Here is a 19200-nt window from a genome sequence, read left to right as displayed (position 1 = left end):
GCATTTTTTGCAAAATCTAGAGTAAAAATATCTCATGCAGAGAGCACTTTCCCACTGCATGCATAAAGTAGGTACGTAGAGTTAACAGGTCATTTAAAGTGAAAGATTTTTAGTCTGTTGGTGAGCGAGAGTAGCTAAGTTATAGAGTAGCAATTATTGAGTTTGAGACTAGGCCTATCAGACCTAGTCTGGAAAAATCATTGTTGAGAATTAAATATTAGTTACATCAATAAACAATGATTCATCAATGTTTGTCGAGGAAACCACAGCTTCATTAAAATCATAAGCTTCACGCTCACCGTCTCTATCTAGAGGCAAACTTTCGAAGTCAAAGAGTTCAGTGTCAGCCAGCTGGCTTGGACTAACATTCTGAATTGATTTGAAAATATTCTCTACTCGACCAGGTGTTTTCTTGTCCCACTCTACCAACATAGATTTAATATTTTGACGTTGCAGGTTTTCTTGCGAGCCACATAGGTTGCACGGAATAATAGGAAAACCCTTATGTTCAGCGTATTGAATTAGATCTTTTTCACGCGCATAAGTGAGCGGGCGGATCACCACATTACGACCATCATCAGAGCGCAGCTTTGGCGGCATCGCTTTCATTCTTGCACCGTAGAACATGTTTAAAAACAGCGTTTCAACGATATCATCTAGGTGATGGCCCAGTGCGATTTTAGTTGCGCCAATCTTTTCCGCAAATGAGTACAAAGTGCCACGACGCAAGCGTGAACAAAGACCACAAGTCGTTTTGCCCTCTGGTACTTTCTCTTTTACGACTGAGTAAGTATCTTTATCAATGATGTAATAAGGAATGTCTAACGTTTCGAAGTACTCAGGCAAGATATGCTCTGGGAACCCAGGCTGCTTTTGATCCAGATTGACCGCCACCACATCAAAGTGAATTGGTGCCGCTTTTTTTAGGCTAAGTAAAATATCTAGCATGGCGAATGAATCCTTACCACCGCTGATACAAGCCATCACCACATCGCCTTCTTCGATCATATTGTAATCTTTGATGGCGTTGCCGACATTACGGCGCAGACGCTTTTGCAGCTTATTAAACTCTAAAACTTCTTTGCGATTATCTTGCTCTGTCATGGTGTTAGGTGCCGTATTCATACTTACTCAACTGTGTACTGTGGGCGTTATCGCGCTAGTACATTACTACATCAATTATGGGGCGCCGATTATACGTGAAATTGAGATGAGGTAAAATACAAAAATGGCGCCGCTCTGGGCGCCATTGTTGGGAACTAATAAATTATAGGCCGAACACTACCTTTTCACTTTTTAGCATACGACTGCTTAGGTAGGTGAAAATAGCAAACAACCCCAGCGTTACCGCGCTCGACAACAATAGTTGTGGTACCGGTATCGCATTGCCTTTAATGATTTCAATCATTGCGTTTTGCTGCGCTGCGATCGGCATCCACTGCATAATGTCGGTAGCAATATCATAGGTCGTTGCCATACTCATCATTACCGGAATGAACAGCGCCATCGCTACATAAGATTGCGCCTCTTTAAATGATTTAGCTAAGAAAGAGATAAATATCAATAAACTGGCTGACATTAGCGCAATAGGCAGGCCAATGATAATTGCCGAAATTATGAATTTAGGACCAATAATCACCGTAAAGCCCATCATTTCCCAAGGCACCATATTATACGCAAACTTTGATACTATGGTGGTTAACACTAAAGCAATGATAGAGAAACCTGCAATTGCCCCCACTTTAGCTAAGACAATATGCATAGTACTTATCGGGTGGCTAAGTAATAGCTGTAAAGAGTTGCGTTCACGCTCCCCTGCACTACTGTCAATTGCCATACCCATCGCCGCATAAAATAGTGAAATAATAATAGATAACGTTGCAATACCTAATACGAAGCCCCCTTTAGAGGTTGGTGTCGCTTGGTCATGAGTTTGAACATCTATCGCACGTGCAATTGTCGGATCGATACCACGCGCGACTAACCGCAATGAAGCAACTTCGCTGTTGTATAACATGAGGTTACGCTCGAGTCGATTAATTGATGAGCGTAGCTTTTGCTCCGACTTATCAGCGATGATAAATACCGTCGCGCTCTTACCTTGCATCATATTTTCTTGGTAATCTTCGCTTACCTCCAAGGTAATGGCTTTAACCTCTTCGCCTTCACCATGTTCAATTTCTTTACTCGCTAAAAATTGTACTAAGTTGGGCGCATTCTCCGCATTATTAATGGTGATTTTGAGTGCATCAGGCGAAGCCATTTGCTTAAACATGACGGTAAATAATACACACATTAGAATAGGTGCACCGATGCAATAGTAAAGGCCAGCCATCACTGAACGTTTGTCGCGGCTTGCGTCTAACACTTCTTTTTTAAATAAAACTGAGATTAATTTCATCATGCTGCAATTCCTTCATCCGTACCGATTAGGGTAATGAAAGCTTCCTCAAGCGATGCTTTACCTGTTTGTTCACATAGAGCTTGTGGAGAACCTTCCGCGACCACTTTGCCTTTCGCCATGACCACCACATGATCGCAAAGTGCTGCAACTTCTTGCATCACGTGGCTAGAAAACAAGACACAGTGACCTTGCGCCTTAAGCATCAACAACAAATCCCGTAATACTCTGGTACTCATTACATCTAAACCACGCGTTGGCTCATCAAGTACAATATTCGTTGGTTTATGCACGATTGCCTGCGCCAACGCTGTTTTCATTCTTTGACCTTGTGAAAAGCCTTTACAGCGTCTATCCGCGATATCCAACATTTGCAGCTTTTCTAACACTTCTTGCGTCGCGGCAGCGGCCGATTTTGCGTCCATGCCACTTAGTTCAGCGTAAAATTGGGTATATTCACGCGGTGTCATTCGCTCGTAGAGTCCACACGGGTCTGGGAACAGCCCTAATTGTTGTTTTGCTCTGGTCGGTTCTTTGGCAACATCAATACTATCGATAGACGCCATACCTTGATCAGCTTGGAGCAGGCCAAATACGGTCCGTAAACAAGTCGTTTTACCTGCCCCATTTGGTCCCAATAGTCCCGTAATTTGACCATCACGAGCGGTAAATGACAGCCCGTCTAGCGCGTTCACTTCACCAATCTTTTTATATAAGTTATCTACTTGGATCATGAGTTACTCCTTATTAGCGGTTGCTGGGCCATTGATGTTCATAAAGAATTGTTTGCGCGTGTCTTCTTCAAGACAGCTAATATCAAAGTCTCCCACCGTCTTTTCATCGTAAAACTTAGCAATAAGCTTATTAGCACAGCTTTGCCCTGCGACAATATGCGTAGCCGTTGGCGCAACTAAGTGCGTAGCATTGCTTAGTTTTTCCATCGCAACGTCTGCCCACTTAGCAGGCGTTGCTGGGTCTAATCCGCCAGAAAGCAGTAAGGTTGGAATATCGGACGCAACGGGTTCATAATAACTACTTGGCACCGGACTCACATTCCAAATTGGACATGTCGCATCTAGTCCTGTGATCATCATCTTACCCATATAGTTTTCACTATATTTGGCTTTGTCCGCAGCCGTTAATCGTGGCCAATCTTCCCCACATACAATCGCCTGATGCATCCCCATGGCCAATCCCAGACCGTCTTCACTTGGTGCCATCATGCCAACAAGTGGAGCAAGGTTACCTTTAGTCGCTTCACTAATCGCAAGCGGCACCAATGCGCGGAAAGAATGAGAGTAAAGCGCCATCCTAATCGCGCTAAATAGCTTCATTTTGGTCATCGTCATCGCAAGCGGTTTGCTGGTTCTAGGGTGAAGTACAGACACCTCTATCGGCGTTTGCTCTACTTGATTAAGCAAGCTTTGCCATTGCTGCTTTAGATTCGGATAACTATTTGCACATTTTTTATCGGACTCACATTGTGCAAAAAGGGCATTCAATGAATCTTCTATCGCGCCACCAATCGCCATTAAGCTTTGGTTATTGGGTGCAAGACCATCTAACACGGCCGATGCAACACTATCAGGGAACTGTCTCATATACTCAAGTGCGATGCGTGTTCCATATGAGCCACCATATAGGTGAAATTTGCTATAACCAAGCGCGACTCTTACCGCATCAAAATCTTTTGCAGCTGCAACCGTCGTATAATCGGAAAGATCTGTGTCTAGTTTTTCTTTACACTTAAGGGCATCTTCTTTGTAAAAATCGAGACCCAATAAGGTATCATTTAGCGCAAACTGTTGCTCAAGATCATCCATATCACATTGCAATAGATTGGACTTTCCAGTTCCCCGTTGATCAACAAGTATAATGTCTCTATTTTCTCTCGCGTATTTAAGAATTCTTTCAAAGTTCGCTGCAATTTCAGTGGCCGATTGTCCAGGTCCGCCTGCAAACGCAATAATTGCTTCTTGTGGGTAAAGCGGCTTTATTGCTGGAATAACCATAAAATGAATATCAATTTTTTGTTCTGTTTTGGTTTCACTTAATGGTTGCGAGATTTTTCCGCATTGCGCTCTGTCACTGAGGCCTTTTGCATAACAAGCGGATAATTCTGATGTTGATGTTGCCGCTTGTAATGGCAGCACAGTTCCTAAAACGAGAGGAAGTAGCGCTAGCTTTACTAAGCTTTTCTTAAACTTAAATGGCTTTTTCATAGTTATTTCCTTGTTGACTCACGGTCAGTATGCTAACTTTAAGTGAGTGTATCAGTGTATTATTGTATTAATACAGTAGAATTAGAGTAATGCTAGATCTTATTCATGTCAACCCCAACAGCGCAGAGCCGATTTATAAGCAGCTATTTGATCAGATAGTGCGTTTAATTGTGTCGGGTAAAGCACAAGCCGGAGAAGAGCTACCTTCTGTAAGAAAGCTAGCTGAACACTTCTCGGTAAATCCGATGACCGTCTCTCGGGCTATCGGGCAACTTGTCGATCAAGGTTGGCTTGAACGAAGACGCGGCCAACCGACACGCGTTGCACAGCAGCAAACTACACAACAGACCGATAATCTACTCCATAAAAACCTAGATATTTTAATTAGTGATGCGAAACAGCTTGGGATCAGTAAGACTGAATTGATATCATTAATTGATAAAAATTGGGGACAAGAATAATGACAAGCCCACTACTACAATTTACTAAAATCCATAAACAATTTGCCGACAAGCCGGTTCTTGAAGACATAAATCTTATTATTGAACCTGGCATGGTTATGGGTTTACTAGGACGAAACGGGGCCGGTAAAACGACACTACTGCGAATTGCACTTGGGTTAATCGAACAAAATAGTGGTGAGGTTAGCTGCCTCAACAGCAGCAACATAGAACTGAGCCCTACGTGCAAAAGCCAAATTGGCTATGTGCCACAACAGCCCTGTGGCTATCAAGGTTTTAAAGTCAAAGACGCTCTCGCACTGCACCGCAGCTTTTATCCAAATTGGGATATTACACTTGAGCAAGAATGGCTTTCTCGCTTCGAGTTAGACGAAAACAAGCTAGTAAGTAACCTTTCTGTTGGCCAACAACAAAGCTTAGCGCTGATAATGGCGATGTCGTACCGACCTAAGTTACTGATCCTTGACGAACCAGTGTCAAGTCTCGACCCCATTGCACGCCGAGAATTTATGTCGGACTTATTCGAGTTAGCGCTTGAGTCCGGCTCCGGTGTACTTTTCTCCTCGCATATTACATCTGACGTTGAGCGCGTTGCGAGTCATATTGCCATTATTAAAGATGGTAAGGTTTTGGTTACTGGCGAATTAGATACACTGAAGGAACAAATTAGGCTTGTACCACATCATCTTACAAGCAAACTGCCATCCGGAAACGTACTTCATCAATCTGAACGTTTTAGCATTTATCAAGCTCACGACAGTGCAAACTGGTCAGCAGACCTACAGCAAAGCCATAGCAACCTTGAGCAGCTCTTTGTGGAGCTACACGCATGAGTACATTAACTCAGCGCAATTGGTGGACAGGGTTTTCCGGGTTTTGGTTGCGAGAGTGCGGCTCAGCAAATTTTTTCATTCCTGGGTTCTTAGCGTCTATCGCTTCACCTTTGTTAACTTTAATAGAAGATCAAAATATACAAACATTTAGTTTGGTCTTTTCAATCAGCGCCTTATGGATGGCTTTTTGTTGGCAGTTAGTGAAGTTGCAAGCACAGGAAAGCACCTTACTATTCCCTGCAATTAAACAACACATATACTTGCAAGGTATGGTAATTCTGGTCATTGGCTACCTACTCAATGCTCTTGCTCTTCTCAACCGCCCCGCACCTGAAGTTGCCTACGCCATGTTATTTGCAACGAGTTTTGGCGGTAGCTTCTTTTTGCTATGTCTTCGAAATAGTGTGTATTTCAAACATAATAGTTACGTTTTTATGCTCGCACTCGTGCTCGCTATGTTTTTTGGCGATACCCCCCAAATTTTAGCACTGCTTGCCATCCCCCTTATGTTAATGGGAATATACCTATTAGTGACGCGGGCTCATCACTGCAAATGGCATCATTTGGCATATCAAACCTACATAAATAATATTCAAACTGGGTGGCTCCCGAGCAATACCTTCGCACCAGATTTCCTCACTCAGGGGTTTAGACAATTTTTTATGCCAATGAGCTATTTTGCGGGTAATCTGTTGATACAAACCTGTCAGATATTGCTTGTCTCAGGGCTATTAGCGATTGTGGCAAGTGGCTTTTTTGGTGTCACACTCCATTTTGTTATCGGCTTTACCGATATGCTTGTTCTGATGGTCGCTATTTTTGTCTGTTGGTCCAAACTACAAACAAAAATGACATGGGATCAACTATACCTACTCCCTATCTATTCAAGCCTTAAAGCAATAAAGCAGGCTTACCACGTCTCTGCGGTTAAACTTGGGTTTTGCCTATCCTTGTTTCAACTTTTAATATTGCTAGCTTGTAGCTTCTTTTCCACATTCGAGACTGTGGCTTCCTACTTAGTGATATTTACAGGCTCTATCGCGGGATTTGTTCTTTGCGTAGCGCTAGGAAGCATGATTAAAAGCGCCCTTACGCTGTCGCTTTCCTGCATGTTCGTCGTCATTTTACATAGTGCATTTAAATCTTACCTGTTAAATCACGAACAATCAGCAACCACCGTATATCTTTTATTAGGTTACGTTGTGATAGCCACCTCACTGCTTGTTTACAGTAATAAGAAGTTTGATTAAGAAAGGGGTAGCTCGTAGAGGCGTGGCGCTAGCGCTTGAACCACCGGAGACTGTGCTGGTTAGAATAGAGGAGTGATAGTGAGCATAAGTCGATTATCACTCCTTTACAGCTGCAATATTTAATGGGAATGGGTTCGACTATTAATAAAATCGGTAACCGAAAACAACACCCCAGAGATCACGAAAGTAATATGTATGCCTACTTTCCAAGCAAGCTGCTCACTAGTTAAATCTTGAGAATGAATAAAGACCTTGAGCAACTCTACGGCAGATATCGCTACGATGGCGCTGATCAGCTTGATTTTAAGTCCTGAGAAGCCAACTTTCCCCATCCAAGTCGGTTTGTCTTCTTGTGGTTCGACATTAAGCTTAGAAACAAAATTCTCGTAGCCACTAAAAATAATAATGATCAACAACCCAGCCAGTAAAGCCGTATCAACCAATGTTAAGATACCAATGAGTAATTCTTGATTTGTCGCGGTAAGCGCACTGATGGTCATCACATAAAGCTGTTTAAAGAACTTAAGTAACAGCAATACAATCGCGAGTAGTAGGCCAACAAAGAACGGCGCTAACAGCCATCGCCCTTTAAATAAGGTTCTTTCTAAGAGATGTTCATAACGATTAAATTGCTCATTCTCGGACTTGGTTTCTTGCTCCATGTTTTTGATTTTCACCATCTTTAGTAAGTTTGACTGAACCTATAAATGTAGCACCAACGCTTATATTTCTCACCATTTATTGATGTAAATTTGAATCAATTTTCTGCTCTTAAAGAGAAAATAAATTCGTTTTCCTTATTTTAAATTTTGCTTTAAAACATGCTTGTTCTTTCAACTAACAGGTAACACGAATGAAAACCTTAGTTTCATCATTAATCGCTCTATCTCTTTTTGCTTGTGTACAAGTACAAGCCGATGAAGAGTTACCAGTCGCGCCTGCAGATTTGGTTCAAGAGTTAACTCAAATGTGCCTTGATTGGGCAAAAGATGATGATGTACAAGCATCTGAGATGAAAAAATATGTTTTGAATTGCGTTAACGACGAGCTAGAAGCAACTGGCTATCAAAAAGTCAAAGACGTAAACATTAAGTAATACCAGTTCGCTTATTTAACCTGAGCTGCGGATAATTAATGCCTTTCTAGCAGCCAGTTTTAGCGCTAACTGCGTTGAATTCACTTCCAATAGCCAGCTATTGGTGCGTAAATTCGCCTTGTTTTCCCTAAAACTCTCTGGCTAGACAAGGAGAAAACTAAGTTGTGCTTTAGCAACAATGAGTTGGAACATTCCTTATCCAAACCTCAGGTTATTTAAGTGATGGCATTCATGATGAAAAAGGCCGCTCAATGTGTTGAGCGGCCTTTTATTTTCAATAACACCTGAAAGCAATTATCGATGTTTGGCTAGCTGTTAAGCTTTCTTTTTCTTGGTAGTTTTCTCTTCTTCTACCCATTTACCATTGCTATACGTCGCTTTCCAACCCGTCGCTTTACCATCCACTTCTGTCATCACATATTGTGTCTTGGTTTTTCTAGAGTAGCGAACAATCGCAGGATTACCATCTGAGTCTTGCTCAGGCGCATCAGCCAGATAATAGAATTTAGGTGAAATTCTATCTCTGAAGCGTTTTAGCTCTGATACTTTCGGGGCTCTTGTCTCACGTGATTTCGGGAATGTGTGCGCCGCTAAGAAAATACCTGAAGCGCCATCTCGAAGCACAAAATGCGCATCCGACTTTTCGCATTCTAGTTCCGGAAGCGGAACTGGATCTTCTTTCGGTGGTGCAGCTTCACCGTTTTTCAATAGCTTACGTGTGTTTTTACAGTCTTCATTTGTACAACCAAAATACTTACCAAAACGGCCAGATTTAAGCTGCATATCCGAGCCACACTTGTCACACTCAATCAGTGGTCCATCGTAGCCTTTGATCTTAAATGCACCGGTCTCAATGACATAGCCCTTACACGCCGGGTTATTACCACATACATGGAGCTTTTTCGTTTCATCGATAAGGTATGAGTCCATTGCCGTTTCGCAAATTGGACAACGTTTCATATGACGCAGCGATTCAGCTTCCGCCTCTTCATCCGCATCCGCGGCAACCGCTTCATCACCAGACACCAGATTAATTGTGGTGGTACAACGCTCTTTTGGCGGCAAGTTATAGCCTGTACAGCCAAGGAATACTCCAGTAGAAGCAGTACGAATACCCATTTTGCGTGAACATGTTGGACAATCTATGTCTGTTTCAACCATCACATTTTGTCGCATGCCGCCTTCACTTTCATCGCCAGCTGCGATTTCTAGCTGGTTAGAAAAGTCGGCGTAAAACTTATCAAGTACCTGCGTCCATAAACGTTCGCCCTCTGCGATATCATCCAGGCGACCTTCCATTTTAGCGGTAAAGTCAAAGTCCATTAAATCGTTGAAATTCTCAACGAGTCTGTCAGTTACGATCTCGCCCATTTTTTCAGCGTAAAAACGGCGGTTTTCAACTCGAACATAACCACGGTCCTGAATCGTCGAAATGATAGCAGCATAGGTAGATGGACGACCAATACCACGCTTTTCTAATTCCTTAACTAAGCTTGCTTCGCTGAAACGTGCTGGTGGTTTAGTAAAGTGCTGCTTAGGATCAATCGCAATAAGATCAAGCTTGTCGCCAACTGAAACACTTGGAAGCGCCTGCTCTTCTTCATTCTTCTTACGAACGGCTGGTTGTACACGTGTCCAACCATCAAAACGTAGCACGCGACCTTTCGCTTTTAACGTGTAATCTTCCGCGGCGACAGTCAGCGTTGTTAGATCATACTCTGCTGGCATCATTTGACACGCCACAAACTGACGCCAAATAAGCTCATAGAGCTTCTTAGCATCTGCCTCTACGCCGTCTAAATGACCTGATAAGATCGTCACATCAGAAGGACGAATTGCCTCGTGCGCTTCTTGTGCGTTGCCTTTTGCGGAATAACGCAGTGGTGCTTCTGGAAGATACTTACTACCGAATTCACTATCGATATAGCCACGACACATTTCTAACGCGTCGTTTGATAAATTCGTCGAGTCCGTACGCATATAGGTGATGTAACCCGCTTCATATAGACGCTGCGCTAACATCATGGTTTTCTTTACGCCATAGCCTAAACGAGTACTTGCCGCTTGCTGCATTGTCGAGGTAATAAATGGCGCACTTGGCTTACTCTTACTTGGCTTTTCTTCAACCTTGACTACTTCGTAAGCACTGTTTTCAAGCACTTGTACAGCAGTATCAGCCTGTGCTTTATTTACTGGTTTAAATGCTTCACCTTTAAACTTAGTAACCGCTAGGCGAATATCATCTTTTGTTGCTTTAACATCGGCGTGAATATCCCAAAACTCTTCTGGAATAAACGCTTTAATCTCACGCTCTCGCTCAACAAGTAATCTCACAGCAACAGATTGTACGCGACCTGCCGACAACCCTCTTGCTACTTTTTGCCAAAGCAGCGGGGAGACCATAAAGCCAACAACACGGTCAAGGAATCGTCTTGCCTGCTGGGCATATACCATGTCGGTGTTAAGGTCGCCAGGCGCTTCAAACGCTTGGGTTATCGCGTTTTTGGTGATCTCGTTAAAGACCACACGCTTATATTTGCTCTCATCGCCACCGATAATCTGTTCAAGGTGCCAAGCAATGGCTTCCCCTTCTCTATCCAAATCGGTTGCGAGATAGATATGGTCAGCATCTTCAGCAAGTTTCTGTAGCTCTTGAACTACTTTTTCTTTACCCGGCAAAATTTCGTAATGCGGTTCCCAACCCTTCTCAGGATCAATCCCCATCCTCGCAACTAAATTTGCATAATCTTTTTGCTTTTTATATTGCGCTTTTTCTTCAGGTGACATTTTACGTACTTCAGCTGGCGACTTAGTTGCCAAGCCTTTCGTTTTACCTGCCCCTGAGGTAGGAAGATCTCGAACATGGCCTACACTGGATTTAACAATGTAATCCTTGCCGAGGTATTTATTGATTGTTTTTGCCTTCGCGGGAGACTCTACAATTACTAGCGATTTGCCCATAGCTGCCTATTTTTGACCGATTCTGTCTGATGTTTGCCCTTACTTGGGCGTTAAATTACTTATAGGTATATCTACAAACACCTATTGTTACAAGCTAAAAATACTAACTTTTCCCTGATCACCGAATTATTATCCAATTTATGTACAATATTCAGCCAATTTAGGGACGCATTCATATATATAAGGTTAAGGCACGGGAATATAAAGGAATAGAAACAAAAATGCCAACCCGAAAGTTGGCATTTGTTGAATTATCCAGCGTCTGTAACGCTTATTCCGATTGATTGTGTCTTTCGTTCGTCATCATCATCTCCCAAAGCTGGGAAAGTAAATTTGATCCCTAATACGCCAGAAAGTTTGTTGTTTGGCTCAGCTTCTCTTGCCAAAGTAACGTTGAAGAAGTTTGGCTTATCACTTGTGTAGTTCCCTAAGGTGCCAGACACACTACCACTGGTCAACTCACCGTTATTTGTTGAAATTTCGACTTCTGTACCTGCTGGAAGCGGATTACCAAACTCATCAGTGAAATAAATCGTGATAGGAACAGCTGATGGGCTGCCTGCCGCCGTGAAATCTACACTGGCGAGGTCGCACACACCATCTACTCCAGATGGTTCAAGCACTAAGCCATTCCCACTTGGGCACGTATTCGAACCTGCAAGCGCAGCCGGCACTGTAAATCGCACAAAAGCATTATCACCAGACATTATCAATTCAAATTGTCTGTAAACATTAACTAGCTCTTTAGTACATTCTCCTGCAGCTTCAGCTGCTTCTGAACAAAGCAAACCATTATATTTGCCGTCCCCTTCATAAATATTGTTGCCATCGATATCAAAATCAAAGCGACCATTGTTATTGCTATCCATCCACCAATCGTCATGACCGCCATTTACAGTTCCGGTTGGAGAACAAGGTCCAGTGTTTGAGGCAGAATCACAATTCTCTTTATCAAAGCGACCATTCTCATTGGTATCTAGGAATGCTTCTGTAAGGTCAAACTCTTGGCGATATTCACCAATATCAAATCGACCATTACGGCGCTCTACTCCACCGCTTGATTGCTCATCTCTGAAATTTTCTTGGCCTTTAACAAAAGCCAACACACTTACACGCCCACCCATAACAATTCGTCTATTTTTTGTCTCCAAACTATCACTTGATGAAGCGTCTTTTTGTCTTAGCATGCCATTAATACATGGTGCAGCATTACCAAAATATGGGTCACAGTTCCAATTAGCTGAACTTTGCTTTTGAGTATTTGATAATGTAGCTGCTAGCCTAGGTGCTACCGCTTCAAAGGTATTCGCATTACCGTCTATATCACCAATGCGGTTACCCCAACGATATTCATAGAAAGGTCTATCTCCTTGGCTACGCCACACCACAGTACAAGCAGCATTATTCGTTCTACAATCGTAAGTGTCCTCAGACTCAGTACTACCTATAGCACCGGCTTCAGCAATCACAGTTGCAGCAACGCCATCAGCATTAAACTGATTGAATTGATCACCAAAGAACAAGGTAATATTTGTTGTTACTCCATTATAATTAAGCGAGTTGGTATTGAATGTAACGGGGGAAGCGTCAAACGTATCCTGATCGGTGACACCTGAGCTTAAAATTAATCCCGACGATACACCAAAGATTTGCTCACTTAATGGGATTGTGTGCATTACGCCTGAAGGACAGCGGGCATCGTCGTTTGATGCATCTGCATCATTACAAGCGTTAGCAATATCCGTCCAACAGGTAATCGCATCACCTTCAGGCAAATTCACGTAAGATTCTTCTGGGATATAACACGCACTGACAACAAGCGGTCCTGGCACAATACCAGACTTAACGGTTGTTCTTACAATACCATTTGCATTGGTGTTTCCGGTAATTTGCGTAAGTGAGGCTAGGCCTTGCTCATCTGACAATCTAAAGTCGACTCGCGCTCGTGGAATTGCAAGGTTATCTTCATCTACCAGTTTAAAGCTCACAACAGATTGGGTTGGTAAACCGCCTTCACCAGGGGGTAAAGCAATAAACTGATTAAACCCATCTTCTTCAGGTAAAAACTGTACCGCTTGTGCAAGCGCGCTATCCACTTCAATAATCGTTTCTTGATTTATTGGAGAGCTGCCGTTTTGGATAGTAACAGAAATTCTATCTTCGCCTTGGCAACCTTTAGCACGGTATGTAGAACGGGCGATACCATTTGAGGTATTTACCGTTTCATCTAATTCTGCAAGCGCAGGGGTCGCTACGGAACAAGCTGAGCTAAATGCAACTTCAACAGCGCCGTTGATTAATGCCCCATTCTGATCCTTTAACGTCACGGTAATAACCGTACTTCCACCTGCGGAAAGCTTTTGTTGGACGCCATTACTATCAACCAAACCATTGTCAATCGTAACATTCAACTGAGCAACACCAACATTAAAATTGATAGCCTGAGTGACATCAACATAATCAGGAGAGTTTACCGTAATAGTACCTGCGCCACCTTGGTTACCAGGCTGAAACTTTAGGATTGCAATACCAAAAGAATCCGTTAACGCGGTGCCTGTCGATGGTAAAATAGCCCCTAAAGTAGTCTCAGCGCTAATTAACGCGTTGGCAATAGCATCACCTGTTTGGCTAGATGTCATTTTGATGAATACATCAGCAGTCTCGTTTGACGATACTTGATTGACACGAGTACACCCAGCAGCGATCGGATCTATCATTGCCTGATTTCGGCTATCATCCCAACCTGCAGGGCATTTACTTAACAACATAACCTCAAGTTTTGCTGACGCGGTTACATTACCGTCATCACCACCACCTTGAGAGGTAAAATCAAAAGATCTCGTTGCACTATTATCACCTTGAGTGTAAGTCGCCGTAATACGTCCAGCACCTACAGTAGCCGTCACTTTTAAAGTAATTGACGCTTTGCCCTCAGTATTTGTAAGCACAGACCCTGAGCTGGGTTCCATGGTAGCAAATTCGTCGCTCTCAAAAACGACTCGACTATTTGCCAGCGGGCTACCATCTTTTGTTAACGTGGCAGTGATTACTAGAGGAGATGAAGATGAAAGTGTATTCGTTAAATTACCACCAGTATCCGCTCCCGAAAGCGTAATGGCATAAGTACCATCGCTACCATCATCACCATTACCATTATCTGTATCTTTTTGGATACTGCCGCCGCCACCGCACGCGGTCAGTAAGAATGCTAGCATCAGTATGCTAAAATAGCGCATCAAGGGCATTCACCTATCTCCCTAGCTAAGTTAATTTTATTATTGCTCAATAGTAACCCAATTTTAGCGATAAAATCACAATTTTTTATTAGATTAGATAGATTTTCTGTCGTGAAATGCTGTTCATCTGCGCCAAGCCTGTTAAGCTTTAGCAGTTTTAAGATACATAGTGTTAGGACAATGTCAGAAAATCAAAAAATGGGCCTAACGGCGCGCATTATGATAGGCATGGTGTTGGGTGTTGTATTAGGCCTCACTCTTCAAGCCATCCTAGGTAAGAATAAAGAAATACTCATTCCTTTAGGTCTTTTCGACCTCCCCATTAAAGGTTTTTTCGTTGACGGTTTATTCCACATAGGTGGGCAAATCTTCATTGCAAGCTTAAAAATGCTTGTTGTTCCTTTAGTGTTTATTTCCCTTGTATGTGGCACATGTAGCCTCAGTGACCCAAAGAAATTAGGCCGCTTGGGTGGTAAATCCATTGGTTTGTATCTCATTACAACAGCAATCGCAATCACAGTTGCAATCACGCTCGCACTACTCATTGCACCGGGCGGTGGCGTTGAAATTCCAAGCAGCGCGTCATTTGACGCAAAGCAAGCGCCGACACTTGTGCAAGTTATAATCAACATGTTCCCGACTAACCCAATTGACGCGATGGCCAATGGTAACATGCTTCAAATCATCGTCTTTGCGCTGCTATTTGGTATTGCTATGGCACTAAGCGGAGACGCAGGTGCTCGCCTAGCATCTGTATTTGAAGATCTAAATACTGTAGTGCTTAAGCTAGTGACCTTATTAATGAATGTCGCTCCATATGGTGTATTTTGTTTGATGGCCAAGTTGTTTACAACCATCGACATGGGTTTAATCGCCGAGCTCGGCAAATACTTCATGGTAGTACTAGCAGCGCTGCTAATTCATGCATTCATTAACTATTCAATCTTATTTAAGCTGTTAACAGGTTTGAGCCCAATCATCTTCCTGAAGAAAATGAAAGACGCGTGTATGTTTGCCTTTAGTACCTCAAGTTCAAGTGCGACTATGCCAGTAACACTAGAGACGGCGACTAAGAAGCTAGGTGCACATAACTCAGTTGCTTCTTTCACGATCCCTCTAGGTGCAACCATTAATATGGATGGCACAGCTATTATGCAAGGTGTTGCAACAGTCTTCATTGCTCAGGTATTTGGTGTAGACCTCACCATTAATGACTATCTCATGGTTATCTTGACTGCTACTCTTGCCTCTGTTGGTACGGCAGGTGTGCCTGGTGTTGGTTTGATCATGCTTGCAATGGTGCTTAACCAAGTTGGATTGCCAGTTGAAGGTATCGCGCTTATCATTGGTGTAGACAGACTACTAGATATGACAAGAACAGCCGTTAACGTCACTGGTGACTGTATGGTAACTTGTGCTGTCGCTAAGTCTGAAAACGAATTTGATATTGATGTTTTCAACGACCCTGATGCAGCAAAAGAACTAGAAGAAACCACTTCAAAAGCAAAAGCGTAAATATCAATAACGCAGCTAGGTATAATAGCTGCGTTATTCTCCTCAATCAGCTAACTCAATACTCTCTAGCGACATATCTGCAATCCATACCCTTTTCTTCATTGCCACTTTTTTCCTAGGTACAGAATAAAATTAAACAGAAGATTCTCCGTGCTTATGCATATGAGTACTTTAGTTATTGCAGGATTTGGACATGGAGTTACCGGTAAGTCTCTCCATTTCAAAGCTAGGCCACTTAATTAAGCGAATTGGTATAAGAAAAAACCGCGCTATAAAGCGCGGCTTTCATCTTAATAAACGTTAATGTATTAGAATTGGTATGCAAACTTCACGTATGCTTGACGACCAAGGATACTGTGCGTTTTATTGTCAATTCCCATAGACTCGGAAGGAGCAAGCGGCGCTTCCTCATTAAACAAGTTAGACGCACCAAGCGTTACTGTCAGCTTTTCTACGCCAATATAACTGACGCTTGTATCAACGGTAGTCCATGAATCAATCTCATATTTATTGCCATCACTATCGGCAAGGTCTTTATACGAATCGACATAGTTTACGCTGATATTTGCAAGCCAATCATTCTTGGCCCAGTCCATGCCTGCAGTCCAACGGAACTGTGGATGCTGGTATTCTCCATTGAGATCTTCTGCAACATTGAATGTGTTACCTTGATCGTCACTTTCAAATGATTGCTCTTCAAAGTTAAGTGCGTAAGTTAAGTTATAATTGAACTTAAACTCACCCATTTCACGTGTAGTTAATGCGTAGGCTAAGTTAACATCGAAACCGTCTGTTTCACGACCACCAATATTAACAAAGGTGTCGTTAATAGTTAGAATACGACCAAGTGTGCTGCCCTGATTCGGTGCACGCACCACCAAATTAGGATCGGTACCACAACAATCAACTAACTTCTGTGCACCTATCTTCTTGATAAGATCTTCTTGATCATAGTTCCAGTAATCCACACCGATACTAAAGTCATCGGTCGCTTGCCACACAACACCTAAGTTGTAGTTTTCTGACTCTTCTGGTTGTAGATTTTTGTTACCAGACACAATCGCAGTGTATTCATACGGGCTACAATCATCATCAGCGCCAGTTTGGCGACAACGCTCGCGGTCTATCACGCTTGGAGATTCGTCTGTTCTACCTAGATGTAGCTGCACAAGAGAAGGTGCTCTAAATGCTGTTCCCCAAGAACCACGAACCACAAGGCTATCAAGTGGTGACCAACGGAATGCTACTTTTGGATCGGTTGTTGTCCCAAAGTCACTATAGTCTTCATAACGCAATGCTAATTGTAGCTCTAGCGTATCTAGCACTGGTACGCTAAATTCTGCGAATATCGCAGTATTGTCGCGATCACCGTTCGCTTGCGTCGCTTCTGTACCAAAAATTTCACCTCTGATGTATTGGCTATCTGGGTTATCTTCGATTTTCTCGTAGCGATGTTCGAAACCAAACGCTGCAGCAACGTAGCCTGCACCCAATTCAAACAGTTCACCTGAAATAGTACCGTCTAATGATTGCATGGTTGATGCACCATAACGTGTAGTCGTGGTCTCAAAAAACGCCAGACCTGCTTCTGTATTGGTGCTTGGTTCAAATGGGTTCCAAAGACCCTCATCAATCGCTTGCTGCGCTCTTAGCTTGTTAGGGAAACCATCAAAACCCTTTTCAACTGCACTTGAACGAATAGCAGAATATGCAACTTCCCAAGACCACGCATTCCACTCACCACGAGCACCAAGGACTGCGCGGTAGTATTCAGAATCAACATCTTTTTTACGGTTACCGATATCGACTGTACGACGACGCATTGAAATATCTACACCATGTAAGAAATGGTCTGGGTCGTTAAATAGTGGATGGTTTGGGTTATCACCATCCATAAATAGTTCTGTAAAGCTTGGACTACCTGCACCTTGAATGAAAGTTGTAGAGTGCTGCGCCGAAAGTTCAGCAAAGCCTTCAATACCATCGGTGATCTCTTGTACACCGTTATAGTTAAAGCTAACACGCTCTGTCGAAGGAATTGCGGTCATGTGTGGCGCGTAGTCGTAGCGACAAATATCACCAATATCTAAAGCAGGATCGCATTTATCATTACCCCATACGTCCGTAAAGATAGTCTGTCTTACCTGAGTGCCATCGTCTTCAACACGAACAACAGGTAATCTCGCCCACTGCTCGTCTGTTAACATGCTTCTCATCACTTCAACACTACCAGGAACACCAGCAGAACTTAATGAGTTATTACCACCACGAAAACGCTGATCAGCAGATGCCGTATAGTCACGATCTGCATACGTTAAGTGACCACGTTTGAAATAATCGAGTGAGAAATTATGGTGGCCATTTTGTGTTGACGAACCCCAAAGAAGGGTAAAGTTTTGCTCTTCGGCACCACCATCTGCGGTGTCTGAGATTTTACCTGCAACTTCAAAACCGTCGATATCATCACGAAGAATGATGTTAATAACACCCGCTACTGCATCCGAACCATAAGTCGCAGAAGCGCCATCTTTTAGAATATCGATACGTTTAACCGATGAAACCGGAATGGTATTTAAGTCCACAAATGATGTTTCGATATCTTTTGCAAATGGGCTAACCGCAACGCGGCGGCCATTGATTAATACAAGTGTCGATGATGCCCCTAACCCTCTTAGAGCAACACTAGATCCACCATTTGCAGTGTCATCGCTTGAGTTACCTTGCGTACTAAAAGTACCAGTACCCGATACCGGCAGCTTTTGCAACGCGCCAATAAGGTCCGTTGATCCCGTTGAAGCTAGATCAGCTGCTGATAAACTTTGGATTGGTGACGGGCCTTCTAAATCTGTTCTTTTAATGTGAGAACCGGTCACTTCAATACGTTCAACTTGCTTCGTTTCTTCAGCCTTAACTTGTTGATTCATGCCGATTAAAACGGCAATAGAGAGCGCACTGAGTGGTAATTTATAGGTCATCCTGTTTCCCCTTAAGTTGATAATTACACTGTAGTTTTTTTAATAATCCAGCCATTATTAGCATACCGAAGCAACTTTAACAATGCATTTATTTAACATTAAGTTTCCAATTTGGGTGTCTAATAGCAGAAATTCACGACGAATAGATAACGTTATTTGCCGGTGTGAATTATTGTCAAAAGAAGGATTAAAGGTGATAAGAGAGGGTTTTATCTGTAAGAAATGCAAGGGTAAAGTAACGTTCAACGAA

General features: G+C 42.8%; 13 protein-coding genes. 5 read left to right on the top strand and 8 right to left on the bottom strand.

Going from position 1 to position 19200, the window contains the following annotated elements; all coding sequences use genetic code 11:
* Nucleotides 1-210: 210 nt before the first annotated feature.
* The 4 genes from ttcA to A587_RS0120530 all read right to left on the bottom strand — a co-directional run bounded on the left by ttcA (nt 211) and on the right by A587_RS0120530 (nt 4623).
* Nucleotides 211-1104, bottom strand: a complete 894-nt coding sequence (gene ttcA / locus A587_RS0120545) for a tRNA 2-thiocytidine(32) synthetase TtcA (RefSeq protein ID WP_017219103.1) — start codon at nt 1102-1104, stop codon at nt 211-213.
* A gap of 163 nt (nt 1105-1267) precedes the next feature.
* Nucleotides 1268-2404, bottom strand: coding sequence for an ABC transporter permease (locus A587_RS0120540; RefSeq protein ID WP_010373969.1), 1137 nt, complete (start codon nt 2402-2404; stop codon nt 1268-1270).
* The gene (locus A587_RS0120535; protein ID WP_010373966.1) at nt 2401-3135 is read right to left on the bottom strand and encodes an ABC transporter ATP-binding protein; all 735 of its coding nucleotides are present in this window, start codon (nt 3133-3135) and stop codon (nt 2401-2403) included. The genes A587_RS0120540 and A587_RS0120535 overlap by 4 nt, the downstream gene beginning before the upstream one ends.
* 3 nt (nt 3136-3138) lie before the next feature.
* Nucleotides 3139-4623, bottom strand: a complete 1485-nt coding sequence (locus tag A587_RS0120530) for an alpha/beta hydrolase (RefSeq protein WP_017219102.1) — start codon at nt 4621-4623, stop codon at nt 3139-3141.
* An 89-nt stretch (nt 4624-4712) separates the two neighbouring features.
* Here A587_RS0120530 and A587_RS0120525 point away from each other — a divergent pair, with 89 nt between their 5' ends.
* The 3 genes from A587_RS0120525 to A587_RS0120515 are packed head-to-tail and all read left to right on the top strand — an operon-like array spanning nt 4713 to nt 7167.
* Entirely contained in the window at nt 4713-5084 is a 372-nt protein-coding gene (locus tag A587_RS0120525) for a GntR family transcriptional regulator (RefSeq protein ID WP_010373963.1), read from the top strand.
* On the top strand, nt 5084-5917 hold the full coding sequence (locus A587_RS0120520; protein ID WP_017219101.1) for an ABC transporter ATP-binding protein: 834 nt from the start codon (nt 5084-5086) through the stop codon (nt 5915-5917). Before A587_RS0120525 ends, A587_RS0120520 begins: the two co-directional genes overlap by 1 nt.
* The gene (locus A587_RS0120515; protein ID WP_017219100.1) at nt 5914-7167 is read left to right on the top strand and encodes a hypothetical protein; all 1254 of its coding nucleotides are present in this window, start codon (nt 5914-5916) and stop codon (nt 7165-7167) included. The genes A587_RS0120520 and A587_RS0120515 overlap by 4 nt, the downstream gene beginning before the upstream one ends.
* 119 nt (nt 7168-7286) lie before the next feature.
* Here A587_RS0120515 and A587_RS0120510 read toward each other — a convergent pair whose 3' ends face one another.
* Nucleotides 7287-7829, bottom strand: a complete 543-nt coding sequence (locus A587_RS0120510; RefSeq protein ID WP_010373955.1) for a TIGR00645 family protein — start codon at nt 7827-7829, stop codon at nt 7287-7289.
* A gap of 191 nt (nt 7830-8020) precedes the next feature.
* Between A587_RS0120510 and A587_RS0120505 the strand changes: the two genes are divergently transcribed.
* The gene (locus A587_RS0120505; protein WP_010373953.1) at nt 8021-8263 is read left to right on the top strand and encodes a hypothetical protein; all 243 of its coding nucleotides are present in this window, start codon (nt 8021-8023) and stop codon (nt 8261-8263) included.
* Between the two features lie 315 nt (nt 8264-8578).
* On the opposite strand, the gene topA is transcribed toward A587_RS0120505, so the two are convergent.
* Together topA and A587_RS0120495 are read right to left on the bottom strand one after the other, a co-directional pair.
* Nucleotides 8579-11224 carry a type I DNA topoisomerase gene (gene topA / locus A587_RS0120500; protein ID WP_010373951.1) on the bottom strand — a complete coding sequence of 882 codons (2646 nt, stop codon included), beginning with the start codon at nt 11222-11224 and terminating at the stop codon, nt 8579-8581.
* A 251-nt stretch (nt 11225-11475) separates the two neighbouring features.
* Nucleotides 11476-14460, bottom strand: a complete 2985-nt coding sequence (locus A587_RS0120495; RefSeq protein ID WP_017219098.1) for a hypothetical protein — start codon at nt 14458-14460, stop codon at nt 11476-11478.
* 180 nt (nt 14461-14640) lie between these two features.
* On the opposite strand from A587_RS0120495, the gene A587_RS0120490 reads away from it, so the two are divergent.
* On the top strand, nt 14641-15975 hold the full coding sequence (locus A587_RS0120490) for a dicarboxylate/amino acid:cation symporter (RefSeq protein ID WP_010605027.1): 1335 nt from the start codon (nt 14641-14643) through the stop codon (nt 15973-15975).
* Nucleotides 15976-16283: 308 nt separating this feature from the next.
* On the opposite strand, the gene A587_RS0120485 is transcribed toward A587_RS0120490, so the two are convergent.
* Nucleotides 16284-18950, bottom strand: coding sequence for a TonB-dependent receptor plug domain-containing protein (locus A587_RS0120485; RefSeq protein ID WP_017219097.1), 2667 nt, complete (start codon nt 18948-18950; stop codon nt 16284-16286).
* Nucleotides 18951-19200 lie beyond the last annotated feature (250 nt).

Source organism: Pseudoalteromonas sp. NJ631, assembly GCF_000276645.1.
In the GTDB taxonomy this organism is placed as follows: Bacteria; Pseudomonadota; Gammaproteobacteria; order Enterobacterales; family Alteromonadaceae; genus Pseudoalteromonas; species Pseudoalteromonas piscicida.
The sequence above is the reverse complement of the archived record's forward strand: the minus strand, read 5'-3'. Positions and strand labels throughout refer to the sequence as shown.

Coding starts and splice junctions, on each gene's coding strand:
- ttcA (WP_017219103.1), bottom strand. CDS start 1,104: ATGACAGAGCAAGATAATCGCAAAGAAGTTTTAGAGTTTAATAAGCTG.
- A587_RS0120540 (WP_010373969.1), bottom strand. CDS start 2,404: ATGATGAAATTAATCTCAGTTTTATTTAAAAAAGAAGTGTTAGACGCA.
- A587_RS0120535 (WP_010373966.1), bottom strand. CDS start 3,135: ATGATCCAAGTAGATAACTTATATAAAAAGATTGGTGAAGTGAACGCG.
- A587_RS0120530 (WP_017219102.1), bottom strand. CDS start 4,623: ATGAAAAAGCCATTTAAGTTTAAGAAAAGCTTAGTAAAGCTAGCGCTA.
- A587_RS0120525 (WP_010373963.1), top strand. CDS start 4,713: ATGCTAGATCTTATTCATGTCAACCCCAACAGCGCAGAGCCGATTTAT.
- A587_RS0120520 (WP_017219101.1), top strand. CDS start 5,084: ATGACAAGCCCACTACTACAATTTACTAAAATCCATAAACAATTTGCC.
- A587_RS0120515 (WP_017219100.1), top strand. CDS start 5,914: ATGAGTACATTAACTCAGCGCAATTGGTGGACAGGGTTTTCCGGGTTT.
- A587_RS0120510 (WP_010373955.1), bottom strand. CDS start 7,829: ATGGAGCAAGAAACCAAGTCCGAGAATGAGCAATTTAATCGTTATGAA.
- A587_RS0120505 (WP_010373953.1), top strand. CDS start 8,021: ATGAAAACCTTAGTTTCATCATTAATCGCTCTATCTCTTTTTGCTTGT.
- topA (WP_010373951.1), bottom strand. CDS start 11,224: ATGGGCAAATCGCTAGTAATTGTAGAGTCTCCCGCGAAGGCAAAAACA.
- A587_RS0120495 (WP_017219098.1), bottom strand. CDS start 14,460: ATGCGCTATTTTAGCATACTGATGCTAGCATTCTTACTGACCGCGTGC.
- A587_RS0120490 (WP_010605027.1), top strand. CDS start 14,641: ATGTCAGAAAATCAAAAAATGGGCCTAACGGCGCGCATTATGATAGGC.
- A587_RS0120485 (WP_017219097.1), bottom strand. CDS start 18,950: ATGACCTATAAATTACCACTCAGTGCGCTCTCTATTGCCGTTTTAATC.